32 protein-coding genes are annotated in these 25823 nt (G+C 70.2%); 21 read left to right on the plus strand and 11 right to left on the minus strand.

Annotated features, from left to right (window positions below; translation table 11 throughout):
• Nucleotides 1-141: 141 nt before the first annotated feature.
• Nucleotides 142-1509 carry a sigma-54 dependent transcriptional regulator gene (locus CFB39_RS36150; protein ID WP_089434090.1) on the plus strand — a complete coding sequence of 456 codons (1368 nt, stop codon included), beginning with the start codon at nucleotides 142-144 and terminating at the stop codon, nucleotides 1507-1509.
• A 14-nt stretch (nucleotides 1510-1523) separates the two neighbouring features.
• On the opposite strand, the gene CFB39_RS36155 is transcribed toward CFB39_RS36150, so the two are convergent.
• Nucleotides 1524-2447 carry a glycosyltransferase family 2 protein gene (locus CFB39_RS36155; protein ID WP_089476618.1) on the minus strand — a complete coding sequence of 308 codons (924 nt, stop codon included), beginning with the start codon at nucleotides 2445-2447 and terminating at the stop codon, nucleotides 1524-1526.
• Nucleotides 2426-3136, minus strand: a complete 711-nt coding sequence (locus CFB39_RS36160; protein WP_089476619.1) for a PIG-L family deacetylase — start codon at nucleotides 3134-3136, stop codon at nucleotides 2426-2428. Before CFB39_RS36160 ends, CFB39_RS36155 begins: the two co-directional genes overlap by 22 nt.
• A gap of 101 nt (nucleotides 3137-3237) precedes the next feature.
• Between CFB39_RS36160 and CFB39_RS36165 the strand changes: the two genes are divergently transcribed.
• Nucleotides 3238-5559 (plus strand): PAS domain-containing protein, encoded by a 2322-nt coding sequence (locus tag CFB39_RS36165; RefSeq protein ID WP_089476620.1) that lies wholly within the window; start codon nucleotides 3238-3240, stop codon nucleotides 5557-5559.
• Nucleotides 5560-5598: 39 nt separating this feature from the next.
• Here CFB39_RS36165 and CFB39_RS36170 read toward each other — a convergent pair whose 3' ends face one another.
• Both CFB39_RS36170 and CFB39_RS36175 read right to left on the minus strand, forming a co-directional pair.
• On the minus strand, nucleotides 5599-6645 hold the full coding sequence (locus tag CFB39_RS36170; RefSeq protein WP_089430080.1) for a UDP-glucuronic acid decarboxylase family protein: 1047 nt from the start codon (nucleotides 6643-6645) through the stop codon (nucleotides 5599-5601).
• Nucleotides 6645-7964, minus strand: a complete 1320-nt coding sequence (locus tag CFB39_RS36175; RefSeq protein WP_089476621.1) for a glycosyltransferase family 1 protein — start codon at nucleotides 7962-7964, stop codon at nucleotides 6645-6647. Before CFB39_RS36175 ends, CFB39_RS36170 begins: the two co-directional genes overlap by 1 nt.
• Nucleotides 7965-8206: 242 nt before the next feature.
• Between CFB39_RS36175 and CFB39_RS36180 the strand changes: the two genes are divergently transcribed.
• The 7 genes from CFB39_RS36180 (at nucleotide 8207) to CFB39_RS36210 (ending at nucleotide 12862) form a co-directional block, all read left to right on the plus strand.
• Nucleotides 8207-8608 carry a BON domain-containing protein gene (locus CFB39_RS36180; protein WP_089476622.1) on the plus strand — a complete coding sequence of 134 codons (402 nt, stop codon included), beginning with the start codon at nucleotides 8207-8209 and terminating at the stop codon, nucleotides 8606-8608.
• Nucleotides 8609-8638: 30 nt separating this feature from the next.
• A complete protein-coding gene (locus CFB39_RS36185) occupies nucleotides 8639-9667 on the plus strand; it encodes an SDR family oxidoreductase (RefSeq protein ID WP_089434096.1) in 1029 nt (342 codons plus the stop codon).
• 26 nt (nucleotides 9668-9693) lie between these two features.
• Nucleotides 9694-9993, plus strand: a complete 300-nt coding sequence (locus CFB39_RS36190) for a DUF2795 domain-containing protein (RefSeq protein ID WP_175238089.1) — start codon at nucleotides 9694-9696, stop codon at nucleotides 9991-9993.
• A 29-nt stretch (nucleotides 9994-10022) separates the two neighbouring features.
• Entirely contained in the window at nucleotides 10023-10592 is a 570-nt protein-coding gene (locus tag CFB39_RS36195) for a hypothetical protein (protein ID WP_089429284.1), read from the plus strand.
• A 106-nt stretch (nucleotides 10593-10698) separates the two neighbouring features.
• The gene (locus tag CFB39_RS36200) at nucleotides 10699-11556 is read left to right on the plus strand and encodes an SDR family oxidoreductase (RefSeq protein WP_089476623.1); all 858 of its coding nucleotides are present in this window, start codon (nucleotides 10699-10701) and stop codon (nucleotides 11554-11556) included.
• A 34-nt stretch (nucleotides 11557-11590) separates the two neighbouring features.
• On the plus strand, nucleotides 11591-12196 hold the full coding sequence (locus tag CFB39_RS36205) for a DUF4142 domain-containing protein (protein WP_089476624.1): 606 nt from the start codon (nucleotides 11591-11593) through the stop codon (nucleotides 12194-12196).
• 57 nt (nucleotides 12197-12253) lie between these two features.
• Nucleotides 12254-12862, plus strand: coding sequence for a DUF892 family protein (locus CFB39_RS36210; RefSeq protein WP_089476625.1), 609 nt, complete (start codon nucleotides 12254-12256; stop codon nucleotides 12860-12862).
• An 82-nt stretch (nucleotides 12863-12944) separates the two neighbouring features.
• Here CFB39_RS36210 and CFB39_RS36215 read toward each other — a convergent pair whose 3' ends face one another.
• Entirely contained in the window at nucleotides 12945-14225 is a 1281-nt protein-coding gene (locus CFB39_RS36215) for an NRAMP family divalent metal transporter (protein ID WP_089476626.1), read from the minus strand.
• Nucleotides 14222-14893, minus strand: a complete 672-nt coding sequence (locus tag CFB39_RS36220; RefSeq protein ID WP_089476627.1) for a UdgX family uracil-DNA binding protein — start codon at nucleotides 14891-14893, stop codon at nucleotides 14222-14224. The genes CFB39_RS36215 and CFB39_RS36220 overlap by 4 nt, the downstream gene beginning before the upstream one ends.
• Before the next feature lie 195 nt (nucleotides 14894-15088).
• On the opposite strand from CFB39_RS36220, the gene CFB39_RS36225 reads away from it, so the two are divergent.
• Nucleotides 15089-15565 (plus strand): response regulator, encoded by a 477-nt coding sequence (locus CFB39_RS36225; RefSeq protein ID WP_089476628.1) that lies wholly within the window; start codon nucleotides 15089-15091, stop codon nucleotides 15563-15565.
• A 30-nt stretch (nucleotides 15566-15595) separates the two neighbouring features.
• Here the strand turns inward: CFB39_RS36225 and CFB39_RS36230 are convergent, their stop codons facing one another.
• Both CFB39_RS36230 and CFB39_RS36235 read right to left on the minus strand, forming a co-directional pair.
• Entirely contained in the window at nucleotides 15596-16807 is a 1212-nt protein-coding gene (locus CFB39_RS36230) for an MFS transporter (protein ID WP_089476629.1), read from the minus strand.
• A 38-nt stretch (nucleotides 16808-16845) separates the two neighbouring features.
• On the minus strand, nucleotides 16846-17115 hold the full coding sequence (locus tag CFB39_RS36235) for a DUF4148 domain-containing protein (RefSeq protein ID WP_089476630.1): 270 nt from the start codon (nucleotides 17113-17115) through the stop codon (nucleotides 16846-16848).
• Between the two features lie 194 nt (nucleotides 17116-17309).
• Here CFB39_RS36235 and CFB39_RS36240 point away from each other — a divergent pair, with 194 nt between their 5' ends.
• Complete coding sequence (locus CFB39_RS36240; protein ID WP_089476631.1) at nucleotides 17310-18203, plus strand: LysR family transcriptional regulator; 894 nt, start codon at nucleotides 17310-17312, stop codon at nucleotides 18201-18203.
• Between the two features lie 131 nt (nucleotides 18204-18334).
• Here the strand turns inward: CFB39_RS36240 and CFB39_RS36245 are convergent, their stop codons facing one another.
• From CFB39_RS36245 to CFB39_RS36255, 3 genes are all read right to left on the minus strand, one after another.
• Nucleotides 18335-18817, minus strand: a complete 483-nt coding sequence (locus CFB39_RS36245; RefSeq protein ID WP_089463676.1) for a PRC-barrel domain-containing protein — start codon at nucleotides 18815-18817, stop codon at nucleotides 18335-18337.
• Between the two features lie 91 nt (nucleotides 18818-18908).
• The gene (locus CFB39_RS36250; protein ID WP_039371315.1) at nucleotides 18909-19340 is read right to left on the minus strand and encodes a CBS domain-containing protein; all 432 of its coding nucleotides are present in this window, start codon (nucleotides 19338-19340) and stop codon (nucleotides 18909-18911) included.
• Between the two features lie 79 nt (nucleotides 19341-19419).
• On the minus strand, nucleotides 19420-19674 hold the full coding sequence (locus CFB39_RS36255; protein ID WP_089434103.1) for a hypothetical protein: 255 nt from the start codon (nucleotides 19672-19674) through the stop codon (nucleotides 19420-19422).
• Nucleotides 19675-19860: 186 nt separating this feature from the next.
• On the opposite strand from CFB39_RS36255, the gene CFB39_RS36260 reads away from it, so the two are divergent.
• The 10 genes from CFB39_RS36260 to CFB39_RS36305 all read left to right on the plus strand — a co-directional run bounded on the left by CFB39_RS36260 (nucleotide 19861) and on the right by CFB39_RS36305 (nucleotide 25789).
• Complete coding sequence (locus tag CFB39_RS36260) at nucleotides 19861-20166, plus strand: hypothetical protein (RefSeq protein WP_089476632.1); 306 nt, start codon at nucleotides 19861-19863, stop codon at nucleotides 20164-20166.
• A gap of 184 nt (nucleotides 20167-20350) precedes the next feature.
• The gene (locus CFB39_RS36265; RefSeq protein WP_089476633.1) at nucleotides 20351-20578 is read left to right on the plus strand and encodes a hypothetical protein; all 228 of its coding nucleotides are present in this window, start codon (nucleotides 20351-20353) and stop codon (nucleotides 20576-20578) included.
• Nucleotides 20575-20886, plus strand: coding sequence for a hypothetical protein (locus CFB39_RS36270; RefSeq protein ID WP_089476634.1), 312 nt, complete (start codon nucleotides 20575-20577; stop codon nucleotides 20884-20886). Before CFB39_RS36265 ends, CFB39_RS36270 begins: the two co-directional genes overlap by 4 nt.
• A 25-nt stretch (nucleotides 20887-20911) precedes the next feature.
• Nucleotides 20912-21220, plus strand: a complete 309-nt coding sequence (locus CFB39_RS36275) for a hypothetical protein (protein ID WP_089476635.1) — start codon at nucleotides 20912-20914, stop codon at nucleotides 21218-21220.
• Nucleotides 21221-21332: 112 nt separating this feature from the next.
• Nucleotides 21333-21842, plus strand: coding sequence for a DUF892 family protein (locus CFB39_RS36280; RefSeq protein ID WP_089476636.1), 510 nt, complete (start codon nucleotides 21333-21335; stop codon nucleotides 21840-21842).
• 418 nt (nucleotides 21843-22260) lie between these two features.
• Nucleotides 22261-22449, plus strand: coding sequence for a DUF3008 family protein (locus CFB39_RS36285; RefSeq protein ID WP_039371381.1), 189 nt, complete (start codon nucleotides 22261-22263; stop codon nucleotides 22447-22449).
• Between the two features lie 46 nt (nucleotides 22450-22495).
• Nucleotides 22496-22657, plus strand: a complete 162-nt coding sequence (locus tag CFB39_RS36290; protein ID WP_006767422.1) for a DUF1328 family protein — start codon at nucleotides 22496-22498, stop codon at nucleotides 22655-22657.
• Nucleotides 22654-23040 (plus strand): DUF3022 domain-containing protein, encoded by a 387-nt coding sequence (locus CFB39_RS36295; protein ID WP_089476637.1) that lies wholly within the window; start codon nucleotides 22654-22656, stop codon nucleotides 23038-23040. The genes CFB39_RS36290 and CFB39_RS36295 overlap by 4 nt, the downstream gene beginning before the upstream one ends.
• Before the next feature lie 127 nt (nucleotides 23041-23167).
• On the plus strand, nucleotides 23168-25273 hold the full coding sequence (gene katE / locus CFB39_RS36300) for a catalase HPII (protein ID WP_089476638.1): 2106 nt from the start codon (nucleotides 23168-23170) through the stop codon (nucleotides 25271-25273).
• A gap of 12 nt (nucleotides 25274-25285) precedes the next feature.
• The gene (locus CFB39_RS36305; RefSeq protein WP_089443856.1) at nucleotides 25286-25789 is read left to right on the plus strand and encodes a DUF421 domain-containing protein; all 504 of its coding nucleotides are present in this window, start codon (nucleotides 25286-25288) and stop codon (nucleotides 25787-25789) included.
• Nucleotides 25790-25823: the final 34 nt, after the last annotated feature.

The following is a 25823-nucleotide window of genomic DNA, read 5'->3' on the forward strand; positions in this document are numbered from 1 at the left end:
CGTATCCCGCGCAGGAACGCTTGTCCTTCCGATCATGCACAGCGCGGCGCATACCGCCACGAAACGAGGTGGAGACAGTGCGCTGCGCGTCCGTCGCGGTTCCGGCCATGCACGGGTCGGGCCGCTTCAAGAGGAGCCTCGATGCCCTACGTCCTGATCGTCGAAGACGATGCCGATACACGCACCATGCTCGCGACGCTCGCCCGCACCCAGCAGCTGTCGTGCGATACGGCCGCGACGCTCGAGGAAGCGCGCACGCTCGTGTCGACGCATCCCCCCGATCTCGTGCTGTGCGATCTCGTGCTGCCGGACGGCAACGGGATGGATCTGTTCGATGCGTTGCCGAAGCGTGCGCACTGTGAAATGGTGCTGACCACCGGCCACGCGAGCCTCGAAACCGCGATCGATGCACTGCGGCGCGGCGCGACCGACTACCTGGTGAAGCCGCTCAACATGCAGCGGCTGAACAGCATCTTCGCGCGCGTGCCGCGCACCACCGCGCTGCATGAAGAGATTGCCGAACTGCGTTCGGAACTGCAGCGCCTCGGCCGTTTCGGCCGCATGCTCGGCAGCTCGCCCGCGATGCAGGCCGTCTACGACGCGATCGGCCGGGTCGCGCGCACCGAGGCATCGGTGCTGCTGACGGGCGAATCGGGCACCGGCAAGGAGCTCGCCGCGCAGACGGTGCACGACCTGAGCCTGCGCCGCCGAGGCCCGTTCCTCGCGGTGAACTGCGGCGCGATCGCCGCGAACCTCGTCGAGAGCGAGATGTTCGGTCACGACCGCGGCAGCTTCACGGGCGCGGAGCGCCAGCACAAGGGCTTCTTCGAACGCGCGGACGGCGGCACGCTGTTTCTCGACGAGATCACCGAGATGCCGCTCGAGTCACAGGTCAAGCTGCTGCGCGTGCTCGAGACGGGGCGCCTCACGCGGCTCGGCTCGACGCGCGAGATCGATGTCGATGTGCGCATCGTCGCGGCGACCAACCGCGACCCGGAGGCCGCGATGGCCGACGGCAAGCTGCGGCCCGACCTGTTCCACCGGATCAACGTGTTTCCGATCCCGCTGCCGTCGCTGCGCGAGCGCGGCGACGACATCCCGATGCTTGCCGATGCGTTCCTGCAGCGCTACAACGAGGAAAGCGGCCGTTCATTGCGTTTCTCGCCCGCCGCGCGCGACGCGCTGAAGACCTATGCGTGGCCCGGCAACGTGCGCGAGCTGCGCAACTTCGTGCAGCGCGCGAGCATCTTCAGCGATACGGACCTGATCGATACGCTGCCGCCGCCGATCATGGACGAGTTGTCGAGCATGGTCGATTCGCATGACGATCGCGTCACCGTGCCGTTCGGCACGCCGCTCGAGGAAGTCGACCGCAAGCTGATCCTCGGCACGATCGCGCAATGCGGCGGCGTGAAGGCGCAGGCGGCCGAGGTGCTCGACGTCAGCCTGAAGACGATCTACAACCGGCTCGCGCAACTGGACGACGATGCGGGAAAACCGGATTCCTGATGGTGCCGCCGCGCTCATGCTCCGTGGCACGCATCCCGACGCGCATCGCGTTCAAGCTGGCGGCGCATGCGTTCCACGTGCGGCGGGATCGTACGGCGCTCACGCAGGATCCACACCAGGCCCGCGAACGTGCGCGCGAGCATGCGGTCGCGCCACAGGCGCGGCAGCAGCCGCACGGTCTGCCGCAGCGCGGCCGGGGCCGGCCACCTGAGCCAGGCAGTCCATACCGCGTTGCGGGCGGTGACGCGGGTGCGCGTGTGCGCGTCGCGCTGCGGCGACGGGTCATGGTGGACCGTGAGGCGCGGCGCATAGACGAGCCATCCGCCGGCGCGGTACAGGTCGAGCGCGAGCAGCGCTTCCTCGCCGCCGAGAAAGTAGCGCGGATGGTAGCCGCCTGCCTGCATGAACGCGTCGCGCCGGAACGCCGTCGCGCCGGCCAGCAAGCCGAGGATCGGGCGGCCGGGCAGCGTGACGGGCGCATCGAGCGGGCTGTCGGCCATCAGGCGGCAGGTCGGGTCTTCGCGCTGGTCAGGGCCGACGAGCACGCGCGCGGTGACGGCCGCGACGTGCGGATACGCGTCGAGCAGGTCCGCCGCTTGCTCGATCGAACCGGGCGCCCACCATGTGTCGTCGTCGCAGAACGCGACGTGGCGCGTGCGGGCGACGGCCACGCCGAGATTGCGGCCGGCCGCGCCGAGATTGGCGGGCGCCTGCACGAGTACGACGTGCGGATAGCGTTGGCGGATCAGCGCGACGGTGTCGGCTTGCGCCGCATTGTCGACGACGACGATGGCGGGCCGGTCGGGCAGCGACGAGAGCCGGGCCAGCGTGTGCGCGAGCCCGGCCGGTCGTCGGAACGTCAGCACGATGGCGGTCACGCGCGGTTCGGGCGGCGGCGCAACGTGGCGCGCGGGGGTTACGCGAACGTGACGTCGCATTCGAGCCGCCAGTACGTTTCGGGTTCCTTGAGATCGGCACGCATATGAGGATCGAACAACCCAACCTGGCTCGCATACGCGGCGACCGCGGCGGCTTTCGCGGCGATGGCTTCCGCGCGGTCGCAGGCCGGGGCGCCGGCCCGATGGGTGATCCAGCCGCGCTCGCGCCAGCCGGTCACGCGCTGGGCCATCAGCCCCGCGATCCGGCGGTACGGGACGTCCTCGTAGAAGCGCCACGCGCGCGCCGCGTCGTGCGACGCGCGTGCGCGCTCCAGCAGCGACAGCGCGGCCTGCTGCACTTGCAGATGATCGCGGTGGAACAGGCCGGCCGGCGCGAGGACGCCGAACCCGGCGTGAGCGTCGATCTCCCGCGCCACGCGCGCGGCAATCGCGGCCGATGCGGCGGGCGTGCCGTATTGATCGTCGAGAAAGTCGAGCCAGACCGGCTGCGCGTCGAGCCGTGCGAGCGCGCGTCGGTCTTCGTCGCGGCGCGCGCGCACGGCTTCGTCGGCGCGCTGGAAGCCTGCGCGGCGATCCCATGGCGGCGCCGGCGCATCGCGCGGCGGAATGCCGGCGAATACGGTGACGACGATCGAGCCGGGCGCTGCCGCAAGCAGGCGCCCGCAACTGAAGACGGCGTCGTCCAGATGGGGCGAGATAACGAGCCAGCGTGTCGGGTCATGCGTCACGAGATGATCTCCCGGGTGGTGGGCCAGCCGGGCGAGCAGGCGTCGTGCCCGGCCGTCGTTTCCGGGAGAGCGCCCGGCCACTCGAGGCAGGAACGTGTCCGATGATTGAAATGACCCGACCGCGCGCCGGCAATTACGTGATGGCAGCGATGCTGGTCGCGATCGCGACCGTGTTGCAGTCGCTCGCGATCCGTTTCGGCGGCGTGAACCTGCCGTTCGTGCTGTACTACCCGTTGCTCGCGGGCGCCGCATGGGCGACGTCGTTCCTGTTCGGCATCGTGTCGACCGTGGCCAGCGGAATACTCGTGTGGACGTTGTTCCTCTCGGATCCCGCGGCCTATACGCAGCCGCTGCCCGATCGGCTCGTGCAGCTCGGCACGTTCATGCTGGTCGGCGTGCTGGTGTGCGCGCTCGCGGCGATGCTGCGCCATACGCGGCTCACGAACGATCGTGCGCGCCGGCGCGAGGCGGCCGCGCGGCAGCGGCTCGAAGCCGTGTTGCAGGCACTGCCGCACGGCGTGATCGCGACCGATGCGAACGGGCGGGTCACCTACCTCAACGCGGCCGCGGCCGCGCTCGTCGGTTGCACGCCGGAAGACGCGACGGGGCGGCCCGCGCGCGACGTGCTGCGGATCGTCGACGACGCGGGCGGTCGCGTGCCGACGACCCCGCTCGAACGCGCGCTCGGCGGCGCCCATGCGACGTCCGACCGGCACTGGCTGCAGGCGGCGGAGGGCGGCGATCCGGTACCGGTCGTCGAGGTGGCGTCGCCGCTCGGTGACGTGGACGGCCACATCGACGGCGCGGTGATGATCGTGCGTGACGCCAGCGCGGACCGCGCGCGGGTCGATGCGTCGCGTCTTCAGCAAGCGGTCGTCGACGCGTCGCCCGACGCGATCGTCGGCGTCGACGGCGATGGCCGCATCGTCAGCTGGAACCCGGCCGCGCAGCGGATTTTCGGCTATGACGAAGACGACGCACGCGGCCGTTCGCTCGAGTCCCTGGTCGCGATGCGCTGGCTGCGGCGCAGCCCGCTCGCCGAATCGTTCGACGGCCTGAGCGACGCGCTCGGGCCCATTGAACTGCTGTGCGTCCGGCGCGACGGCCGGCGGTTTCGCGCGACCGTGTCGGCCCGCCCGTTGCACGGCGATGCGCGCTCGGCCCTCGCGCTGTCGCTGACGCTGCACGAGACCGGGGCGCGGCGCCGGCATGACCTGCGCGCGAAGCGGTCGCTGCAGGGGGCGCGCGATGCGCGCGACCAGGCCGATACGTCGAACCGGTTGAAGGACGAGTTGCTGGCCACGGTGTCGCACGAACTGCGCACGCCGCTGAACGTGATCTACGGTTGGGTCGAGGTATTGCGCCATTCGGTCGACCACGCGCTGCAGCGTCAGGCGATCGATGCGATCGACCGCAGCGCGCGCTCGCTCACGCGGATGGTCGGCGACATTCTCGACGCGTCGTCGCTCGCGACCGGCAAGCTGCGGCTCGACGCGGCGCCGGTCGACCTCGCGCGGCTGTTCTCCGACTCGGTCGGCACGTTCCAGACGGCCGCGTCGTCGGCCGGCGTCATGCTCGAATTCGCTTGCGGGTCCAGCACGTTCATCGTGTCCGGCGACGCCGAACGGCTGCGGCAGATGCTGTCGAACCTCGTGTCGAACGCGCTGAAGTTCACGCCGGGCGGCGGCAGCGTGCATGTCGGGCTCGCGCGCAACGGCACGCATGCGGTATTGACCGTGGCCGACACGGGGCAGGGGGTCGCGCCCGAGTTCGTGCCGTACGTCTTCGACATGTTCCGTCGCGCGGACGATTCGCCCGCGTCGTCGCGGCGCGGGCTCGGTCTCGGGCTGTCGATCGTGCGGCATATCGCGGAGCTGCACGGCGGCACCGTGACGGCCGAAAGCGCGGGCCGCGATCTCGGCTCGACGTTCACGGTGAGGCTGCCGGCCGGCTGGCAGCCGGCCGGCGCGATGGCGTGGGGGCTCGCGCAGGCGGGCGACCGTCACGCGCCGCTCGGGCTCGCCGCGCAGCGGATCCTGATCGTCGACGACGATGCGACGACGCGCGCGAGCCTGACCGCCGCGCTGACGACGTTCGGCGCGGCCGTCACGGTCGCGTCGTCGGGCCGCGAAGCGCTCGCGATGGCCGCCGGCCTGCAGCCCACCGTCGTGCTGTCCGATCTCGCGATGCCGGACGGAGACGGCTTCTGGCTGCTCGACGCGCTTCGGCGCGGTGCGGGCAATGGCGACGGCGACGGCAACGGCGACACGCGGAACCTGCGCGTGCTTGCCGTCACCGCGCACGCGGGCCCGGCGGATGAGCGCCGAGCCCTCGAGGCCGGCTTCGACGGCTATCTGTGCAAGCCGGTCGACGTGCGCGAACTGGCGCACAAGATCATGCTCGTGACGAAGCGCGACGACTGACGGACTGACGGACGGCGCGCGCCGGACGCGCCGGCGTCGTCACTGCGCCGGTGCCGGGCGGCGCGGCATATCGGCCTGCGCGAGCAGGTGCGACGCGATCTGCGTGCTGCGCACGAGATCGCCCGGTTGGTGAAGCGCGGCCTGCCGATGAATGAAGTACCGCACGGTACGCGCGAGCCCGGTGGCGAGCGGCGTGGTCGCGCGCCAGTCGAGGCGCCGCTGCGCGGCATCGAGGTTCGGCCGCCGCTGGCGCGGATCGTCGGACGGCAGCGGCCGGAACTCGATCGCGACCGTCGCGCCGACGATCCGCACGACTTCGCGCGCGATGTCGAGCATCGCGATCTCGGCGTCGCTGCCGAGATTGACCGGTTCGCTCGCGTCGCCCGGCTCATTCATCAGCCGGATCAGCGCGTCGACCATGTCGTCCACGTAACAGAACGAGCGCGTCTGCCTGCCGTCGCCATAGACGGTCAGCGGCGCGTCGGCGAGCGCCTGCGTGATGAAGTTCGACACGACGCGGCCGTCGGCCGGATGCATGCGCGGGCCGTACGTGTTGAAGATGCGCGCGATCCGCACGTCGACGCCGTACTGGCGGTGATAGTCCATGAACAGCGTTTCCGCGCAGCGCTTGCCTTCGTCGTAGCAGGCGCGCAGGCCGACCGGATTCACGCGGCCGCAGTATTGCTCGTGCTGCGGGTGGACGTCGGGGTCGCCGTACACCTCGCTCGTGGACGCCTGCAGGATGCGCGCCTTCACGCGCTTCGCGAGACCGAGCAGGTTGATCGCGCCGTGCACGCTCGTCTTGGTCGTCTGGACGGGGTCGCGCTGGTAGTGGACGGGCGACGCGGGGCACGCGAGGTTGTAGATCTCGTCGACCTCGACATAGAGCGGAAACGTCACGTCGTGCCGCATCAGTTCGAAGGTCGGCGCGTCGAGCAGATGCGCGATGTTGTCCTTCGCGCCCGTGTAGAAATTGTCGACGCACAGCACGTCGTGGCCGTCCGTCACGAGGCGTTCGCACAGGTGCGAGCCGAGGAAGCCGGCGCCGCCGGCGACGAGCACGCGTTTGCGATCATGGCCCTTCATCATGCGTTCTCCTTGCGATGGGCGAGCGCGCCCGATGTGATCGACACGGGCGTGCGGCGACCGGTGCCGGCCGACGCGCCGGCGCTGCGCGGCCGCGCGACGTCGCGATAGATGTCGACCAGCCGGTCGGCCACGCCTTGCCATGTATAGAAGCGATGCGCGCGCAGGTAGCCGGCGCGCCCCAGCGCCGCGCCCAGTTCGGGTTGCGCGCGCAGCTGGACGAGCCGCGCGGCCAGCGCGGCGGGATCGCGCGGCGGCACGAGATAGCCGGTCTTGCCGTCTTCCACCGTCGTGCGGATGCCGCCGACGTGGCTGCCGATCACCGGCGTCGCGCAGGCCATGGCCTCGACCGGCGTGATGCCGAACGGCTCGTACCACGGGGTCGTGACGAACACGTCGGCCGCGCTGTAGTACAGGTGCAGCGCGTCGCGGTCGCGCCGGCCGACGAAGGTCACGCGATTGGCGATCCCCAGGTCGTGCGCCAGCCCGGCGAGGCGGGCGAGTTCCGGGTCGCGGGCCGGGTCGGGCGTGGCCTGGCTGCCGCCGACGATATACAGGTGGGTCGGCCGGCGTGGGTCGCGCGGCATGCGGGCCAGCGCGTCGATCACCGTGTCGATGCCTTTGCGCGGCACGAGGCGGCCGAGCTGCAGCACGGCGAAGGCATCCTGCGGCCAGCCGAGCTGCGCGCGCGCGTCGATGCGCGGCGTCGGCCTGAGTTCCCGCACGTCGAAGCCGCACGGCACGATCTCGATGCGCGCGGCATTGGCGCGATAGTGCGTCGTCAGGTCGAGCGCATCCTGCGGGCATTCGGCGATCACGCGGTCCGAACGGCGCGCGAGCGTCTCCTCGATCGCGAAGCGCGCATCGGGAAAGCCGTCGGCGTCGCCCTGGTGCAGCCGGCGCACGCGGCCGAGTGCATGGAAGGTCGTGACGAGCGGAATGCCGAGCTGCCGCTTCACGCGCAATGCCGCGTCGCCCGACGTGAAGAAGTTCGCGTGCATCACGTCGACCGGGTCGGGCTCGCGCCGCATGCGCGCGACCATGCCGTCCGCGAACGCGACCATGTACGGCAGCAGCCGCTCCTTGGGCACGTCGGTCGGCGGCCCGGCCGGTACGTGGATCACGCGCATGTGCGTGCCGATCGGCACGACTTCCGGCAGGTGCGGGTTGTCGCAACGCGTATAGACATCGACGTCGAGGCCGCGCTCGGCCAGTTGCTTCGCGACGTTCGCGACATAGATGTTCTGCCCGCCGGCATCGACGCCGCCGATCACCCCCAGCGGCGATGCGTGCTCACTGATCAACGCGATTCTTTGCATGGTGTTGCTCCCGGTATCGGGGCCGCGTGGATGGGCCACCGTTGCCGGTGGTTCGGCAAGCGGCATACCCGGGGCGTTGCCCGCGGAGCCCCCCGTCGGGATACCGAAAAAATTACAACGGGTTGGATGAAAGGGCGTCTGATCGGGCGAACCCGCGGCGGCGCCGCACCGGCACCGAGGCACGCGACTTGCGCTGTCCCGCTCACCCGCCGGCTATCCCGGCTCGACGAAAGGAGGTCACGATGAAGGCATTCCCGCTGCAAGCCCGTTCCCCGAGGGTCCGTCGTCGCAACGCGATGCGCGCCGGCATGGCGATCGCGATCGCCGCCACCACGGCGTGCGCGGTGATCGCGCCGAACGCGCTCGCCGCCGGCGACGACAGTGCCGCGTCGGCGTCAGCGTCGTCGCATACGACGACCGGCACGAAAATCCGCGACGCCACGATCACGACCAAGGCGAAGGCCGAGCTGGTCGGGACGAACGGGCTGTCGTCCGGCGACATCCACGTGAAGACGCGGCGCGGCATCGTGACGCTCACCGGCAGCGTGCCCGACGAGGCGCAGCGCACGCAGGCCGTCAGCGTCGTGAAGCAGGTCGACGGCGTACAGGACGTGCGCGATCAGTTGACGATCCGGGCCAAGTGACCGCGGCCGCGCCGCACAAGGAGTCCAGCCATGAACTGCATGCTCAAACCGGTCGGCGAGCAGACGATCGTGATCACCGGCGCGACGAGCGGCATCGGCCTCGTCACCGCGCGCAAGGCCGCGCGCCGCGGCGCGAAGCTGGTGCTGTTCGCGCGGAACGAAGCCGCGCTCAATACGTTGTGCGAGGAGCTTCGCCAGCATGGCGATCTCGCGGTGGCGGTCGCGGGCGACGTGGGCAATCTCGAGGACCTGCAGCGCGCGGCCGCCAAGGCCGTCGAGACCTACGGCGGCTTCGACACGTGGATCAACAACGCCGGCGTATCGATCTTCGGCCCGGCTTCCGCGGTGCCGCTCGACGACCAGCGCAAGCTGTTCGACACCAACTACTGGGGCGTCGTGCACGGCTCGCTCGTGGCGGCCGACCACTTCCGGCGCAAGGACGATTTTCACGGCGGCGCGATCATCAACATGGGCAGCGAGGCGTCCGACGCGCCGGTGCCGTTGCAGAGCGCGTATGCGGCGTCCAAGCATGCGGTGAAGGGCTTTACCGATTCGCTGCGGCTCGAGATGGAGGGTGACCACCTGCCGGTGTCCGTGACGTTGATCAAGCCGGCCGCGATCGACACGATGTTCGTGATGCACGCGAAAAACTACATGAACGTCGAGGCGAAGCTGCCGCCGCCGATCTACGACCCGGAACTGGTGGCCGACGCGATCCTGTTCGCGGCCGCGCATCCGCGCCGCACGCTGTTCGTGGGCGGCGCGGCGAAGTTCACGTCGGCGAGCGCGTATCACGCGCCGCACCTGTTCGATCGCATCGCGGCCCGGCTGTTCTGGCGCAGCCAGCGCACGGATCGACCCGCCCGCCCGCGCGACGACAACGCGCTGTACGAGCCGCGCCATGCGCTGCACGAGCGCGAAGGCATGGACGGGCCCGTGCTGCGCGGCTGCGCCTACAACACGGTGGTTCAGCGGCCGAAGGTGGCGGGGGCGGTCGCCCTCGGTGCGGCGGCGCTGGTGGTCGCCGCGCTGGCGCGGGCGCGCCGTGCGTCGACGTGATTTCGTTCATCCCCAAGGAGATTTTCATGACATCCCGACAACATACGGGCCACGAATACAGCCACTCGCGCGCGCACGAAGGCGAGCGCGCGCAGCAGGACCATGACAAGGGCGGCCATCAGGGCGGCCACGGCAAGGCGCCGAGCCCGATCGACGTGCAGAAGGCGTTGAAGGGCATGGACTATCCGGCCAGCAAGGCGGCGGTCGTCGAGTGCGCGGAACGCTCGCACGCGGACCCCGGCGTGATCGACATGCTTCGCCGCATTCCCGATCGCGAATACGGCACGCCGGCGTCGGTGTCGAAGGAACTCGGGCGGCTGATGTGAGCGCCACCCCCGTCACGAGGAGCACGACCATGGCGATGATCGTCGCAGGCCGCTTCACGACGTTCGACGAAGCGGAAGGTGGGGCGCGTCACCTTTACGAGCGCGCGTTCGGTTCGGACGACGTATCGATCTTCTTCCTGAATCCGGCTGGACAGCATGCGCGCTTTCCGATCGGCGGCGACGTCTATGCCGATACGGCGGCGAAGCCGGGCGGGCGCGGCGCGATGATCGGCGCGATCCGCGGGGTGGTGATCGGCATCGTCGTGGGGCTCCTCGTCTATGCGATCGGCGTGCGCTACTGGTTCGTTCCGGCCGCCGCCGCGCTGGCCGGCGCGTATCTCGGCGCCTTCGGCGGCGCGCTGGGCCGGATGCGCGGCGAGCAGGCCGAGGGCAAGGGCACGCTCGCGCAGAGCGAATCCGGCGTGATCCTCGCGGTGCGCGTGGCGCCCGACACCGTGAATACCGCGGAGGACGTGCTGCGCGCGACCGGGGCGTCGTCGATCGAGCGTGTCGAGGGCGACTGGCAGGACGGCGAGTGGCGCGACTTCGATCCGGTACGCCGGCCCGGCGAGCCCGCGTCGGACGGCCAGCCACGCTGAATTTTTTACGCCCGTTTGCAGCGTGGCACGCGCAACGACGGCGTTGCGCGGTGCGGCACGCCGCTTGCGAGCGATATGACGACACCGTTCAGGGAGGAACGCCCCCATGACTGCCGCACAGACTCCGCCGCCCCAGCACCAGGACCACCAGCCGGGCACCGAGCGCGACATGCATCCGCAGCCGCGCGACGACGCCGCCGACTACGTCGGCAGCGGCAAGCTCGCCGGCAAGGTCGCGCTCGTGACGGGCGGCGACAGCGGGATCGGCCGCGCGGTCGCGATCGGCTTCGCGAAGGAAGGGGCCGACGTCGCGATCGTCTACCTGAAGGAGTCGGCCGACGCCGCGCATACGAAGCAGTTGATCGAGCAGGCCGGCCGGCGTTGCGAGGCGATCATGTGCGACGTCGGCGACCGACGGCAGGCGTACGACGCGGTGGCGCGCACGGTCGAGCGGCTCGGGCGGCTCGACGTGCTCGTGAACAACGCGGGCGAACAGCATCCGCGCCCGGGCATCGAGGACGTGACCGAGGAACAGCTCGAACGCACGTTCCGCACGAACGTGTACGGCATGTTCTTCTGCACGCAGGCCGCGCTGCCGCACATGAAGCACGGCGGACGCATCGTCAACACCGCATCGGTGACCGCGTATCACGGCAATCCGACGCTGCCCGACTACTCGGCGACCAAGGGCGCGATCGTCGCGTTCACGCGGTCGCTGTCGGCGGAGCTGGCCGAACGCGACATCCGCGTCAACGCGGTCGCGCCCGGGCCGATCTGGACACCGCTGATTCCGTCGACGTTCACGGCCGAGCAGGTCGCGAAGTTCGGCGCGAACGTGCCGCTCAAGCGGCCGGGGCAGCCGGACGAACTGATCGGCTGCTACGTGCTGCTCGCGTCGGAAGGCGCGAGCTACATGACCGGGCAGACGCTGCATCCGAACGGCGGCTCGATCGTCGGCGGCTGACGGCCGTCTCTCGCCCCATGCAAGGAGGAAACCCATGAAACGACCCAACTGGACGATCGCGGCGTTCGCCGCGGCCGTGCTCGCCGCCGGCGGGCTCGCCCGCGCGCAGATGCCGAGCGAGCCGCCCGCATCGAATTCACATGTGCCGGGCGGCGTGATCAACCCGTCGTCGGGCGCGGGCGACGCGATGATCGCGAAAGCGCCGCAAGGCGGCGACGCGGAATTCGTCGACAAAGCCGCGATCGCCGGCAAGGCCGAGGTGCAGGCGAGCCAGCTCGCGCTGCGGCAGGCGCAGTCGCCGGACGTGCGCGCCTTCGCGCAGCGCATGGTGGCCGATCACGGCAAGGCGAATGCGCGCTTGAACGAGATCGCCGCGCGCCAGGGCATGAAGCCGCAGGTCGAGCAGATCCAGGACCCCGACGTCGAGGCGCTGCGCGGTAAGCACGGTCGCGACTTCGACGTCGCGTACGTCGCGGCGGTCGGCCCGGCTGCACACAGCAAGGCCGTCGCGCTGTTCGAAGGCGAAGCGCGAAACGGGCGGGATCCGCCATTGAGGGAGTTCGCGAGCACCACGCTGCCGACGCTGCGGCATCACCTGAGCATGGCGCAGGCGCTCGAACGCAAGGTGGGCGCGCAGTAACGCGCGCCCGTTCAACCCCGGGCCGCGGGTGCGGCCCGTCTTTTTGGAGAGGCAGTCATGGCCCATCGGCAACCGAAACACGAAGGCATCCGCGAATTGCTCTGCCAGGCATACGAAACCGAGCTTGGCGGCGCGAAGATCTACGAAGCCGCGCTGCAATGCGCGACCGACGAGGATCTGCACAAGGAATGGGAGAAGTACCATCGCGAGACGCTGCATCACCAGGAGGTGCTGCGCAAGGTGTTCGAGACGTTCGGCATGGACCCGGACGCGCAGACGCCCGGCCGCAGCGCGGTGGCGGCCATCGGCAAGGCGCTCGTGCATACGATCGAGCAGGCGCAGAAGCAGGCCGAGCCGGCCGTCGCGCAGGTCGTCGCGGCCGAGTGCGTGGTGCTCGCCGAGACCAAGGATCACCTGAACTGGGAGCTGATCGGCTATGCGGCCGACCAGCTGTCGGGCGATGCCGCGAAGACGCTGAAGGACGCGCACGACGAGGTCGAGGCCGACGAGGATCATCACCTGTATCACACGCGGGGCTGGGCGCGCGAGATGTGGATCCAGTCGATGGGCTTCAAGGCGGTGCTGCCGCCGCCGGAGGAAGTGAAGAAGGTCGAGTCGGCGGCGGATGCGGCGCGCGCCGAACGTTCGCGCGGCAAGATGATGTAAGCGCGGCGGGCCGGGCATGGCCGCGACGCGGCCGGCCCGGCGCCGCGAAAGTGGCGCGCGCAATGAACGGTCGATGCGCGGTTCAGGTCAGCAGGTCGACGACCATCGTCACGACCGACGCCGCCATCAGCGCGACCGCCAGCCAGCCGAACGTTTTCGACACGATGCCGCTGCCGGGTTGTCCGGCCGCCTCGCGCCGGTGCGTCAGCAGCATCACGAGTACGAGCATCGGTACCGCCGCGATCCCGTTGAGCACCGCGCTCCAGTACAGCGCCTTGATCGGATCGATGGGGCTCACGCAGATCACGATGCCGATGATCACGCACAGCGCCAGCACCGCATAGAACGCGGGGGCACGCCGCACCGGCTCGTTCAGCCCTTCGCGGAACCGCCACGCTTCCGCGCAGCCGTACGCGGCGCTGCCCGCGAACGCGGGAATCGCGAGCAGCCCGCAGCCGACGATGCCGAACGCGAACACGAGAAACGCGGCTTCGCCGGCGATCGGCCGCAGCGCTTCGGCGGCTTGCGCGGTGGTGCCGATGTCGTGCCGGCCGCGCGCGAAGAACACCGCGGCGCCGATCACCATGATGCAGAACGACACCGCGTTCGTGACGATCATGCCCACCCACGTGTCGAACGTGACGCGCCGCTCGGTTTCGCGGCGCGTGTCGGGTGGCCCGGATGCGGTTTCCTCCACTTCCAGCGCGGCCTGCCACACGAACAGGTAGGGGCTCAGCGTCGTGCCGAGCACGGCCACCGTGGTCGTCGCATACGCGTGCGTGAATTCGATCTTCGGCAGCACGATCGCATGCATCACGCCGTGCCAGTCGATCGGCACGAAGCCGAGTTCGAGGACGTAGGCGATCAGCCCGAGCGTCATCCATTTGAGCCAGCGCGCATAGCGCTCGTACGACAGCGTCACCTGCAGCGCGAGCGAGGCGATCCCGTAGACCGGGGCGTACCAGTAGCTGCGCCCGCCTGCGACGAGCGCGGTCGCGTCTCCCATCGCCGCGAGATCGGCGCCGACGTTGACGACGTTGACGATCGCGACCATCACGATCAGCGCCTTGGCGAGCCGGTCGGAGTAGTGCTCGCGAATGCCCGCGACGAGGCCCGCGCGGTTGCGGCGCCCGATGAACGCCGACGCGAGCTGCACGGCCACCATCATCGGCAGCGTGACGACGATGATCCACAGCATGTTGAAGCGGAACTGGCTGCCGGCCTGCGCGTAGACCGCGATGTTGCTCGGATCGGCATCGGACGCCCCCGCGAGCAGGCCGGGGCCGAGCCGCCGGTACCACGGTGTCGCGGTGCGCGGCGCGGCGCCCGCGGCCGGCCGCGCGTCGTCGCCGGGTGCGCTCATCGAGTGCCTCCGCGTGCGCCGGGCCGGTTGTCGCGATCGAGGTCGCCGTCGCGGTCGGGTTCGCCGGCCAGGCGCGATGCGGTGCGCAACGCGTCGACGAGCCTCCGGTACGCATGCTCGCGCGAATCGGCGCCGCGCGTGCGCAGCACGTACGACGGGTGATAGGTCGCGACGACGAGCAGGCCTTGCGCCGTGCGAATCGGCGCGCGCGCGGCCTCGAGCGTCGCATCGTTGTCTTGCAGCAGCGCGCGCAATGCGGTGCCGCCGAGCGCGACGACGACGCGCGGCCGTACCGCATCGAGTTCGCGTTCGAGCCAGTAGCGGCACGCGGCCACCTCGCGTTGCGCGGGCGTCTTGTGCAGCCGGCGCTTGCCGCGCGGCTCCCATTTGAAATGCTTGACCGCGTTCGTCAGGTAGCAGTGCGCGCGCTCGATCCCGGCTTCACCGAGTGCGCGGTCCAGCATGCGCCCGGCCGCGCCGACGAACGGCAATCCCTGGCGGTCCTCCTGGTCGCCCGGCTGCTCGCCGACCAGCATGATCGTCGCGTCGACGGGGCCGGCGCCGGGCACCGGCTGGGTCGCATGCTCCCACAACGCACAGCGGCGGCATGCACCGAGTGTCGCCGGTGCGTCGGCGTCGGCGTCGGCGGGCGGCGGATGGCGCGTCATGTGACGACGCCCGTGCGGCCCGGGGCGCGGCAGGTCGCCCACGCCAGCGGGGCGGAACAGAAACGAAAGCGCAGCGTGACGCGCATGACGGGCTCCGGTACGACGATTCGTCCCTGTGCAGCAACCGCCGTTCCGCATCGGCCGAGACGGGCGCGGGGTTTGCGTGGAGGCGGTGTCAGCGACAGGAGAAACGCGATGCTTCCCGATCCCGGCGACGATCCGGCCGCGGACGACGTGCTGCTGTGGCGCGCCCCCGACAGCGTGCCGAGGCGCCCGCGTCGCGTGCTGATCGTCGACGGCTATCGCGACGCCGCCGATGCGCTGCGCCTGCTGCTCGAGGCGCGCGGCTTCGAATGCCGCATTGCCGTCGATCCGTTCGCCGTCTGCGCGATCGCACGCGACTGGCAGCCGTTCGCGGTCGTGATCGATATCGCGATGCCGGGCCTCGACGGGCTGCAGCTGGCGGCGCGGCTGCGCGGTGATCCGCATACCGGCGGCATGTTGCTCGTCGCGTGCAGCGGGCTCGCGTCGCGACGCGACTGCGAGGCGGCGAAGCAAGCCGGGTTCGACGCGCACTGCGCGAAGCCGCTGACGCCGCACCGGCTGCTGGGCTATCTGGACGCGGCGAGCGGCCGCGCGACGTCGGACGGGGCGGTTACACGGCGCTTGTAAAAAAGCCGCCGGGGCGCCGTGGCGCAGGCATCAACCGCCGGTGCGCGTGGCGGCATGTCGGGCGGACCGGCCCGCGACGACGGCCAGCCCGCTGGCGAGCGCGAGCAGCGCCGCGCTCATCGCGAAGGTCGCGCGGTAGCCGTGCAGGTCGAACAGCATGCCGCCGATCGTCGCGCCGAGCCCGATCGCGAGTTGCACGACCGCCACCATCAGCCCGCCGCCGGCTTCCGCATCGTGCGGCAGCGTCCGGGCGAGCCACGTCCACCAGCCGACCGGCGCCGCGGTGCCGAGCAGCCCCCAGGCGCCGAGCAGGCAGGCGGTGGCCGCCGTGGAGCCGCCGAACACCATCAGCGCCGCCGCAATCGCGGCCATCAGTGCCGGCGTGGCCACGAGTGTCCGGTAGAGCCCGCGTGCCAGCACGCCGCCGATCAGGAACGTGCCCGCGAAACCCGCGACGCCGATCACGAGCAGGAGCAGCGACAGCGTGACGGTGCCGGCGTGCGTGACGGTTTCGAGGAACGGACGCAGGTAGGTGAACAGCGTGAACTGGCCCATGAAGAACACGCTGACCGCCGCCATGCCGAGCGCGACCGGCGGCCGGGCCAGCAGCCTGAGCGCGTTGGCCGACGCGCCGCGCGGCGCGGACCGCATCGACGGCAGGCTGACGAGCTTCCAGCCGAATGCGATCGCGGCGACCGGCACGACGCAGAAGAACGCCCAGCGCCACCCGACGATTCCGCCCAGAAAACTGCCGAGCGGGGCCGCGACGACGGTCGCCAGCGCATTGCCGCCGTTCACGATCGCCAGCGCGCGCGGCACGTGCGGCGCCGGCACGAGGCGCATCGCGGTGGCGGCCGACATCGACCAGAAGCCGCCGATCGCCACGCCGATCAGGGCGCGGCCGGCGATGAACGCCGCGTAGTTCGGCGCGAACGCGACGAGCGTGCCGGACACGATCGTCAGCAGGGTCAGCACCAGCAGCAACGGCTTGCGATCGCGCCGGCCGGCGAGCGACGCGATGAACAGGCTCGTGACCAGCGCGAACGCGCCCGATACGGAGATGGCCTGGCCGGCCTGGCCTTCGCTGACGTGCAGGTCGCCTGCAATCGGCGTGAGCAGGCTGACCGGCATGAACTCGGAGGCGACCAGCGCGAATGCGCCGAGCGACATCGCGAGGACGGCGCCCCATGCGGCCGCACCGTCAGGTGCCGTGCCGCGATCGGGGGTGGAGACGGATGGCATGTCGGGAACCGGATCGGAACAAGGAGTGGGTCGCGCGCTCAGTCGCAACGCGTCGTGGCGCCGTGCCCGGCGAGCTGCGTGCGCGCGTCGTCGGCGTGACCGGCCTGCACCCGGGCCGCGGCGGCCTGGGCGTCGTCGACCCAGCTGCGCGGGTTCATGCGCGCCGGATTGAAGCCGGCGGCCTCGTAGCGCTGCATGTCCTGGCGGACCTGCTCGCGCGTCAGGCCCGGTGCGGATTGCGCGAACAGCGAGCCGGACGCGACCAGCGCGGCAGTGGCGGCGACGGCGGTGAGAAAGCGGGTAGTCATGAGGTTGGGCTCCGGAATGCGGGTAGTCCGAGCGTCCGGGCGCTGCCGCGACGCATCGGGTCGATGGCTTCGCAGTCTAGTGATTCGTCGCGGATCGATTAAGTAGCGCGGCGCGCTTGGACTCATGAGCCAAACTGATGAATCGCCGCCGGCGGTGCTACGATGGGCGTCCGTCCCGACCGGAGCGTTTCGACATGGCGCGCGAAAACCTGAACGACCTGCTCGTGTTTCTCGCGGTGGCCCGCGAGCGCAGCTTCACGCGCGCGGCCACGCGGCTCGGCGTGTCGCAGTCGGCGCTGAGCCATACCATTCGCGATCTCGAGGCGCGGGTCGGCGTGCGGCTGCTCACGCGCACGACGCGCAGCGTGTCGACGACCGACGCGGGCGAAGCGCTGTTCCAGGCGGTGGCCCCGCGCATCGACGAGATCACCGCGCAACTGGCCGCGCTGTCGGATTTCCGGGACAAGCCGGCCGGCGTGGTGCGCATTACCGCCACCGAGCATCCGATCGACACGATCATCTGGCCGAAGCTCAGGCAGGTCCTGCCCGCCTACCCGGATATCCGCATCGAGCTGTCGGTCGATTACGGGCTGTCGAACATCGTCGAGGAGCGCTACGACATCGGCGTGCGCTACGGCGACCAGGTGGCGAAGGACATGATCGCCGTGCGGATCAGCCCGGACGTCCGGATGGCGATGGTCGCGTCGCCGGCCTATCTCGATGGCCGCAAGCCGCCGAAGAAGCCGCAGGACCTGCTCGATCACGATTGCGTCACGTTGCGGCTCGCCACCGCGAAGGGACTCTATGCGTGGGAGCTGAAGAAGGGCAGGAACGACGTGCTGGCGCGCGTGAACGGCCGGATCACCTGCAACACGCAGCCGCACATGGTGCAGGCGGCGCTCGACGGCTTCGGCATCGCGTTCGTCACCGAGGACATCGTGCTGGAGCATGTCCGCGACGGCCGCCTGCGGATCGTGATGCCGGACTGGTGCCCGGTCTTTCCCGGCTACCACGCGTACTATCCGAGCCGCCGCCCGGCGTCGCGCGCGTTTACCGTCGTGATCGACGCGCTGCGGCATCGCGCGTAGCGCCTGTCCCCTGTCGCCAGTCGCCAGTCGCGTCCGGGCCGCCCCCGCGACGGCCGGCAAGAAAAACGCCCCGCGCGGGCGGGGCGTTCGACGCGGCTGCGCCGGTGAACCGGCGCAGCGCGATGGCGCGATCAGAGACGGTCGCGTGAGCGCGGATCGTTCAGTTCCTCGGTCGGGTCGGTCAGCCCGAGTTCGTCGCCGGCGCTCCAGTACGGCGTGCTGCCGTAGAACTCGTGCAGCGGCGCGGCCCATTGCGGATCGGCCATCGCCGGCCAGTGGTCCTTGTCGAACCCCGGTGCGTTGCGGATCCGCTCGGACGACACCGACAGCAGGAAGCACTTGCGCTCGGTGTCGAGCGTGAGCGCGCTCCACGGGATCGCGTGCAGCTTGTCGCCGATGCCGAGGATGCCGCCGCTCGACAGTACCGCGTAGGCGACGCGGCCGGAGCGCACGTCGAGCATGATGTCCTTGATCTTGCCGACATCGTCGCCGTCGGTCGTATAGACCTTGTCGCCTTCCAGCGTATCGGCCGCCATCACGTCGGGGCCAGGGCCGGCCGCCGTCGCGGCACCCTTGCCGATGATGCGGGTTTGACCTTGATCGGAAGTCTGCATGGTTTCCTCCAGGCTGCATGGGGCGCGACGGTGCCCGGGGCGGGCCCTGCGGGTCGCGCGGGGTGGTCGGGACGGGGCGGGAATCGCTCCGTCACGTCTGCTTCGGTTGCGACACGCCTTCGAGCGTGTTCGCGAGATCGTCCCGCTCGGGGCCGGCCATGCGCGTCGCGATGTCGGCGAGCGACAGCATGCCGACCAGCCGCTTGTCGTGATCGACGACCGGCAGGCGGCGCAGTTGCGCGTCCGCCATGTAGTGCTGGATCTCGTCCAGCGAATCGTCGTCGAAACACCATTCGATCGGTCCCGACGCGACTTCGTGAATGCGCGTCTCCGGCGGCTTGCCGGCCGAAATCGCGCGCACCGCGAGATCCCGGTCCGTCACCATCCCGATCAGCCGGTTGTTGTCGCACACGGGCAGCGCGCCGACGTCGTAGCGCTCCATCAGTTGCGCGGCATGACGGATCGAGTCGGTCGGTGCGATGTGCACGACGTCCTGCGACATGATTTCGTTGACGCGATGCATGAAATTCTCCTCACGGGTTCGGTAGTGCAATGGGTCGAAACGGGCGCGACAGAATCAGCAAGCCACGTGCCGTGCGCGCTCATGCGTCGCCGCGTTCGCGCTTGTCCTGCCACGGCCCCTCGTCGTGCGTGCCGGGCGGCGTATCCGGCTCGATGCGCGTGACGCCGCCGGTCGCGGGCGGGTCGCTCGCGGGAAACGTGTCCTCGAGCTGCTTGTCGATATGGCGTTCCGAATGGCGCGTGCGCGCGCGGTCGCGGTGCTTGAGCGGCGGCGACGGATCAGGTTGCCGTTCGTGTGCCGGCGCGTCGTGGCCGGTCCGGGTCGAATCCTTCATCGCAAGCCTCCATGTCGATGCCGATGGCATGTCCCATCCGCAACGGCCATGCCCGGTAGGCGCCGAGATGCGCCGAGATGCACCGGACGCGCGCGGCACGCGACTTGCCGCGATGGCGATGACGATGATGACGCGGGCGCGTGGCGCAACCGGTGCCGGCCGCGCGCATTTCGAGCGGGAGGCACGATGACGATTCCGAAACGACGACCGGGCGTGCGCTACGAGGTCAACGTCTGCGGCGGCGGATTCGATTCGTTGAAGAGCCATTTCAACGAATGGAAGCATGAACCGCTGATCTACCGGCCCGAGCGCCGGATGTTCGAAGGCAAGGCCGACGTGAGGCCGCTCGGCGGCGAGACGTTCGGCTCGACCGAGCCCGCGCGGTTCGCGCTGCAGCGCGCGTGCGAGCCGTCCGATGCGTATGCGCTCGCCGCACAGGTGCGCGATGAAGGCCGCGAGCTGTGGCTCGTGATGGCCGCTTTCGACGCGTAGCCGCGCCGTTGCAAGATTTGCAGCGGACGGTGTAGCGAAGGCACGGCAGGCCGTTCGCGGCACCCGCGTGCGCGTCGCGGCGGACACGCGGGTGACGGGAACGACGGCATGGGGCTTGCGCACCCTGGGCAGGCGAAGGTCGCGCCCGCTGCCGACCCGCCGACCCCGCAATGAAGGAGTGCCGATGACACCTGACCCAGCGCAGTGGTTGCAGCGGCCCGAACCGCCGCTGCCCGACATCGGGCCGGATCCGGAACCGCCCGATCCCGACGACGTGCCCCCCGACATGCCGGAGCCGTACCGGCAACCCGAGGGCGACCCACCGGGGCATGCCCCGCCCGAGCGCGAGCCGCCCATGCATACGCCGCCGATGGGCGCGGTATCGCGAACGCGCCACGAGGCATCGCCATGAGCATCCGCGTGAAACCCGGCGTGTTGCGCGACCTCGCCGAAACGCTCGGCCGCCATTTCGAGGCGCGCGCGATGCCGTTCCATATCGAGGAAAAGCCGCTCGGCGCGCTGCATATCGGCTTTCGCGTCGACGGTCATCCGGCGTCGCTGACCGTGGCGTTCGACGCCGACGCGTTCGCCGCGCTCGAGCAGGCCGGCATCGATTCGCAGCGTCGCGCGCTCACGCGCGTGGCGGTGGAATTCGACGCGATGATGGCGCGTCGCGCCCCGACCGCGTACGCCGGCGATTTCCATTTCAACCGGCTATGAGATGCCGGTCACAGGGAGGATTTCGATGAACCCGATCCAGAAGACGATACGCATGGGCATCCTTGCGTGCGCCGCCGCGTGCGCGCTGGGCGCATGCACGCAATCGGCGAACGGCCCCTACGGCGCCCGCGGGGCGCCACCCGACAGCCGTGGCGCACAGTCGACCACGACGATGCCCGACGCGAATACGCGTGGCGACACGCGCCCGGCGCCGGGCACCCTGATGCCGCAGGGCGCGGCCGGCGGCGAGGCGGCCGACGGGCCGTCGACCGGCGCGAACGGTGCGCAGGGCGACCGGCCGCTGCCGGGCACGCCGCCGCTGATGCAGTACTGACCCGGCGCCCGTATCTCGCCCACGGCATGCGCGCGGGATCGCGTGCGCCGTGCAGCGCGCCGTCCGATGCGGCGCACGGCATGCCGCCCCGCGATGCGGCCGGAGGAAACCGATGGCGAATCCGCGCGAACACCTGGAAGACTGGCTGCGCGATGCGTATGCGATGGAGCGGCAGGCGGAGATGCTGCTCGCCGCGCAACTGAAACGGCTCGATCACTATCCGCAACTGCAGGATCGCTTGCGCCAGCATCTCGACGACACGATCGGCCAGCAGGCGCTCGTCGAAGCGTGCCTGATGCGGCTCGGCACGACGCCATCCGCGATCAAGGACCTGGCCGCGCGCATTGCCGCGTACGGCCGGATCGCGACCGGCATGCTGGCCGTCGACGAAGTGGTGAAGGGAGCGCTGGCCGGGTACGCGTTCGCGCAGGTCGAGATCGCCGCGTATACGGCGCTCGCCGCGGCCGCGCAGGCAGCCGGCGAAGCGGAGATTCGCGCGTGCTGCGAACGGATCCTGCAACAGGAGCGCAGCCTGGCCGCGTGGCTGCTGCGCCACCTGCCGGCACTGACGACCGCCTTTCTCGATCGTTCGGCCGTCGATCGCATCGATGCGAAGCGATGACGGCCGACGATCCGGCAGGCTTCCCGGCATTACGGAATGCGTGTCCAAAACTTGCCGTCGGCTTGTAAATAATCCGCTGCCGCTCGCGGCGACACGCAGCGCGAACCCGCCACGGACGCGCTTCGACGAGCTGGCACGCTCAATGCATGACGCATGCAGACGGTCAGCCGTGAAGCGACTCGCCGGGCGGCTTTCGAGGCGGGCTTCGCCGAGGCCACGCGGCCGAGGCATCGTTCTTGCGCGTGGCACCGTGGCGAAGGATCGCCAGGCGATGACGCTCTTCGCGAGCCGGCCCGCGGTGCGGCGACGCGACGTGACGGCCGGGCGATTCGACCGCACTCGACCACGTTCAACCACGTTCAACCGCGTGCGCGCCACCGCTTGCCGCGATGCGCGCACCCACGAGAGGAGCACGACCATGCCAGCAAAATCGCAGGCCCAGCAACGCGCCGCCGGGGCCGCCCTGTCGGCCAAGCGCGGCGAGACGAAAATGAAGGACCTCAAACCGCCTTCGAAGTCGATGGCCAAATCGATGAGCGAAAAAGAGCTCGAGAAAATGGCTTCCACGCCGGCCCACGGCAAACCGAAACACAAGCACGACGCCTGATCGACGCCGATACGTACCGGTGACCGCTGTCATCCAGGAGGGTTCCATGCTTCGATACGCCATCATCTTCTTCATCATCGCGATCATCGCGGCCGTGTTCGGGTTCGGCGGCATCGCAGCCGGCGCGGCGGAGATCGCGAAGATCCTGTTCTATATCTTCGTGGTGATCTTCCTGGTCACGCTGCTGCTGGGCGTCGTCCGACGATGAGCGTCACGCCTGACCGGTCGCAGCGCATCGCGGAACTCGAGCATGCGCTCGCGAACGGTTTCCCGTCGGAATCGACCGTCGTCGTGCATGCGGACGACGCGTCCGGGCGGCTGACCGTCCAGGTGTCGTGGGTGCGCGTGCCGGCCGACGCAAGCGCGCGCGACTGGCGTTGCGCGGTCGACCTGCGGTTCGATCCGGACGTGATCACCCGCTATGCGTCGCTCGACGCGGCCGAACGGCTGCGCGTGCGCACCCGTCTGTGCGACCACGCGCGGCGCGCGGTGGACGAGCGCAAGCCACGCGTCGACGATGCGGCGATCGAGTGCAACGTGGCGCTCGACGTGACGCGTGCCGAACTCGACGCGGTGTTGCGCGCACCCTGAAACCCCCGCCGGCCGGCGGGGCGGTCGCGCCCGGCCGGCCGGTTTTCCTGCCGTCCGCCCGTGCGCGCCGCAGCCCTGCGGCGCGCGCGCGGCGGATACCCTTCCGAACGCCACGAGGACCCGATCGATGACCCATTCCCCCTCATCCGGCAAGACGCCGCCCGCCCAGCCGCAGGACAGCGCGAAATCGCGCCAGCTCGACGAGCACCGTTCGCGGCCCGACCACGAGGCGCTGCGCACCAACCAGGGCGTGCGGATCGCCGACAACCAGAACACGTTGCGCGGCGGCCCGCGCGGCCCGTCGCTGCTCGAAGACTTCATCATGCGCGAGAAGATCACGCATTTCGATCACGAGCGCATTCCGGAGCGTGTGGTGCATGCGCGCGGCTCGGCCGCGCACGGCGTGTTCCGCGTGTACGAGCCGATGGCCGACTACACGAAGGCCGCGTTCCTGCAGGACCCGGCCGCCGAAACGCCGGTGTACGTGCGTTTCTCGACGGTGCAGGGGCCGCGCGGCTCGGCCGATACCGTGCGCGACGTGCGGGGCTTCGCGGTGAAGTTCTATACCGAAGAGGGCAACTACGACCTCGTCGGCAACAACATGCCGGTGTTCTTCATCCAGGATGCGATCAAGTTTCCCGACTTCGTGCATGCGGTGAAGCCCGAGGCGCCGAACGAGATGCCGACCGGCGCGTCCGCGCACGACACGTTCTGGGATTTCGTGTCGCTGGTGCCGGAAACCACCCACATGGTGCTGTGGCTGATGTCCGACCGCGCGCTGCCCGCGAGCTTTCGCGCGATGGACGGTTTCGGCGTGCACACGTTCCGCTTCGTGAACGCGGCCGGCGCCGAGCGTTTCGTGAAGTTCCACTGGCGGCCCGTGAGCGGCGCGTATTCGCTGCTGTGGGACGAGGCGCAGCGCATTGCCGGCCATGACCCGGACTTCAACCGGCGCGACCTGTGGATGGCGATCGAGCGCGGCGACTATCCGGAATTCGAACTCGGCGTGCAGATGATCGATCCGGCCGATGCCGACAAGTTCGACTTCGACCTGCTCGACCCGACCAAGCTGGTGCCGGAAGAGCGGGTGCCGGTGCGGCCCATCGGCCGCATGACGCTGAACCGCAATCCCGACAACTTCTTCGCGGAGACCGAGCAGGTCGCGTTTCATCCGGGACACGTGGTGCCCGGCATCGACTTCACGAACGATCCGCTGCTGCAGGGGCGCCTGTTCTCGTACACCGATACGCAATTGAGCCGGCTCGGCGGCCCGAACTTTCACGAGATACCGATCAACCGGCCGGTGTGCCCGTTCGCGAACAACCAGCGCGATGCGATGCACCGGCAGACGATCAACGTCGGGCAGGCATCGTACGAACCGAATTCGACGAGCGGCGGCTGGCCGCGCGAGACGCCGCCCGCGCCGGCAGGCGGCGGCTTCGAGACCGTGCACGAGCCGCTCGAAGGCGACAAGGTGCGCGTGCGCAGCGAGACGTTCGCCGATCATTTCTCGCAGCCTGCGCTGTTCTACCAGAGCATGACCGAGATCGAGCAGCGGCATATCCGCGACGCCTATTGCTTCGAACTCGGCAAGGTGACGCAGCCGCACATTCGCGAGCGGGTGGTCAACGACATCATCGCCCGCTTCGACGCGGGGCTGGCCGCGCAGGTGGCCGAACGGCTCGGGCTGCCCGCGCCGCACGGGGGCGCGACGCCGACGGTCGCGCAGCGTTCGCCCGCGCTGAGCCTGATCGGCCGCGCGAAGCCCGGCATCCGGTCGCGCAAGATCGCGCTGATCGCGACCGCCGGCACGAGCGAGGCGCTCGTGCAGCAGGTGCGCGATGCGCTGCAGGCCGCGCATGCGGTGCCGACGATCGTCGCGCCGACGCTGGCGCCGATCGGCAGCATCGTGCCGCAGGCGACGCTGGCCGGCATGCCGTCGGTGATGTTCGACGCGGTGTTCGTGTGCGGCGGCGACGGCGACGGCCGCGACCTCGCGCACAGCGCCGACGCGCGGCATTTCGTGCGCGAAGCGTTCAAGCACCTGAAGCCGATCGCGGCCGTCGGGTCGGGGCGGCAATTGCTGAGCGCCGCCCACCTGCCGGACCCGGCCGAAGGCGTGTGCGTCGGGCAGGCCGTCGATCTCGACGCAGTCCTGAACGACCTGTCCGACCACCTCGGCCGCCATCGCGTGTGGGCACGCGAGCAGCAGGCCGCTGAGTTGCCGGCCTAGCGCCGCGCGATCATGGACGTCGTCGTCGCACTGTTCGGACAGGGCCGGATGCTCGGCCCCGGGCAGATGGTGCTGCGCTCGATCGTCGTGTTCGCGATCGCGCTGGTGCTGATCCGCATCGCCGGGCGGCGCGCGTTCGGCCAGCGTTCGCCGTTCGACTACGTGGTCGGCATCCTGCTCGGTGCGATCCTGAGCCGCGCGGTGGTCGGTGCGTCGCCGTTCGTCGCGACGGTGGCCGCGTCGCTCGCGATCGCGCTGCTGCATCGCGTGATCGGCCTGGCCTGCTTGCGCTCGCGCCGGCTCGAGCGGCTGCTGGTCGGCGCGGAGCGCGAGGTGTATCGCAATGGCCGCTTCGACGACGCGCAGATGCGCGCGGCGCTGATCACGCCGACGGACGTCCATGAGAGCGTGCGTCAGGCGCTCGGCGCGGACGACCTGTCGGACGTCGACGCGGCGATCCTGGAGCGCAACGGCCACGTCAGCATCGTGCGGCGCAGCCGTTCCCGAAAGCCCTGACGGTTGCGTGCGGCGACGGACGCCGCAAGGAGGA

This window comes from Burkholderia sp. AU6039 (assembly GCF_002223365.1).
Lineage (GTDB): Bacteria > Pseudomonadota > Gammaproteobacteria > Burkholderiales > Burkholderiaceae > Burkholderia.

Coding starts and splice junctions, on each gene's coding strand:
- CFB39_RS36150 (WP_089434090.1), top strand. CDS start 142: ATGCCCTACGTCCTGATCGTCGAAGACGATGCCGATACACGCACCATG.
- CFB39_RS36155 (WP_089476618.1), bottom strand. CDS start 2,447: ATGCGACGTCACGTTCGCGTAACCCCCGCGCGCCACGTTGCGCCGCCG.
- CFB39_RS36165 (WP_089476620.1), top strand. CDS start 3,238: ATGATTGAAATGACCCGACCGCGCGCCGGCAATTACGTGATGGCAGCG.
- CFB39_RS36170 (WP_089430080.1), bottom strand. CDS start 6,645: ATGAAGGGCCATGATCGCAAACGCGTGCTCGTCGCCGGCGGCGCCGGC.
- CFB39_RS36175 (WP_089476621.1), bottom strand. CDS start 7,964: ATGCAAAGAATCGCGTTGATCAGTGAGCACGCATCGCCGCTGGGGGTG.
- CFB39_RS36180 (WP_089476622.1), top strand. CDS start 8,207: ATGAAGGCATTCCCGCTGCAAGCCCGTTCCCCGAGGGTCCGTCGTCGC.
- CFB39_RS36185 (WP_089434096.1), top strand. CDS start 8,639: ATGAACTGCATGCTCAAACCGGTCGGCGAGCAGACGATCGTGATCACC.
- CFB39_RS36190 (WP_175238089.1), top strand. CDS start 9,694: ATGACATCCCGACAACATACGGGCCACGAATACAGCCACTCGCGCGCG.
- CFB39_RS36195 (WP_089429284.1), top strand. CDS start 10,023: ATGGCGATGATCGTCGCAGGCCGCTTCACGACGTTCGACGAAGCGGAA.
- CFB39_RS36200 (WP_089476623.1), top strand. CDS start 10,699: ATGACTGCCGCACAGACTCCGCCGCCCCAGCACCAGGACCACCAGCCG.
- CFB39_RS36205 (WP_089476624.1), top strand. CDS start 11,591: ATGAAACGACCCAACTGGACGATCGCGGCGTTCGCCGCGGCCGTGCTC.
- CFB39_RS36210 (WP_089476625.1), top strand. CDS start 12,254: ATGGCCCATCGGCAACCGAAACACGAAGGCATCCGCGAATTGCTCTGC.
- CFB39_RS36215 (WP_089476626.1), bottom strand. CDS start 14,225: ATGAGCGCACCCGGCGACGACGCGCGGCCGGCCGCGGGCGCCGCGCCG.
- CFB39_RS36220 (WP_089476627.1), bottom strand. CDS start 14,893: ATGACGCGCCATCCGCCGCCCGCCGACGCCGACGCCGACGCACCGGCG.
- CFB39_RS36225 (WP_089476628.1), top strand. CDS start 15,089: ATGCTTCCCGATCCCGGCGACGATCCGGCCGCGGACGACGTGCTGCTG.
- CFB39_RS36230 (WP_089476629.1), bottom strand. CDS start 16,807: ATGCCATCCGTCTCCACCCCCGATCGCGGCACGGCACCTGACGGTGCG.
- CFB39_RS36235 (WP_089476630.1), bottom strand. CDS start 17,115: ATGACTACCCGCTTTCTCACCGCCGTCGCCGCCACTGCCGCGCTGGTC.
- CFB39_RS36240 (WP_089476631.1), top strand. CDS start 17,310: ATGGCGCGCGAAAACCTGAACGACCTGCTCGTGTTTCTCGCGGTGGCC.
- CFB39_RS36245 (WP_089463676.1), bottom strand. CDS start 18,817: ATGCAGACTTCCGATCAAGGTCAAACCCGCATCATCGGCAAGGGTGCC.
- CFB39_RS36250 (WP_039371315.1), bottom strand. CDS start 19,340: ATGCATCGCGTCAACGAAATCATGTCGCAGGACGTCGTGCACATCGCA.
- CFB39_RS36255 (WP_089434103.1), bottom strand. CDS start 19,674: ATGAAGGATTCGACCCGGACCGGCCACGACGCGCCGGCACACGAACGG.
- CFB39_RS36260 (WP_089476632.1), top strand. CDS start 19,861: ATGACGATTCCGAAACGACGACCGGGCGTGCGCTACGAGGTCAACGTC.
- CFB39_RS36265 (WP_089476633.1), top strand. CDS start 20,351: ATGACACCTGACCCAGCGCAGTGGTTGCAGCGGCCCGAACCGCCGCTG.
- CFB39_RS36270 (WP_089476634.1), top strand. CDS start 20,575: ATGAGCATCCGCGTGAAACCCGGCGTGTTGCGCGACCTCGCCGAAACG.
- CFB39_RS36275 (WP_089476635.1), top strand. CDS start 20,912: ATGAACCCGATCCAGAAGACGATACGCATGGGCATCCTTGCGTGCGCC.
- CFB39_RS36280 (WP_089476636.1), top strand. CDS start 21,333: ATGGCGAATCCGCGCGAACACCTGGAAGACTGGCTGCGCGATGCGTAT.
- CFB39_RS36285 (WP_039371381.1), top strand. CDS start 22,261: ATGCCAGCAAAATCGCAGGCCCAGCAACGCGCCGCCGGGGCCGCCCTG.
- CFB39_RS36290 (WP_006767422.1), top strand. CDS start 22,496: ATGCTTCGATACGCCATCATCTTCTTCATCATCGCGATCATCGCGGCC.
- CFB39_RS36295 (WP_089476637.1), top strand. CDS start 22,654: ATGAGCGTCACGCCTGACCGGTCGCAGCGCATCGCGGAACTCGAGCAT.
- katE (WP_089476638.1), top strand. CDS start 23,168: ATGACCCATTCCCCCTCATCCGGCAAGACGCCGCCCGCCCAGCCGCAG.
- CFB39_RS36305 (WP_089443856.1), top strand. CDS start 25,286: ATGGACGTCGTCGTCGCACTGTTCGGACAGGGCCGGATGCTCGGCCCC.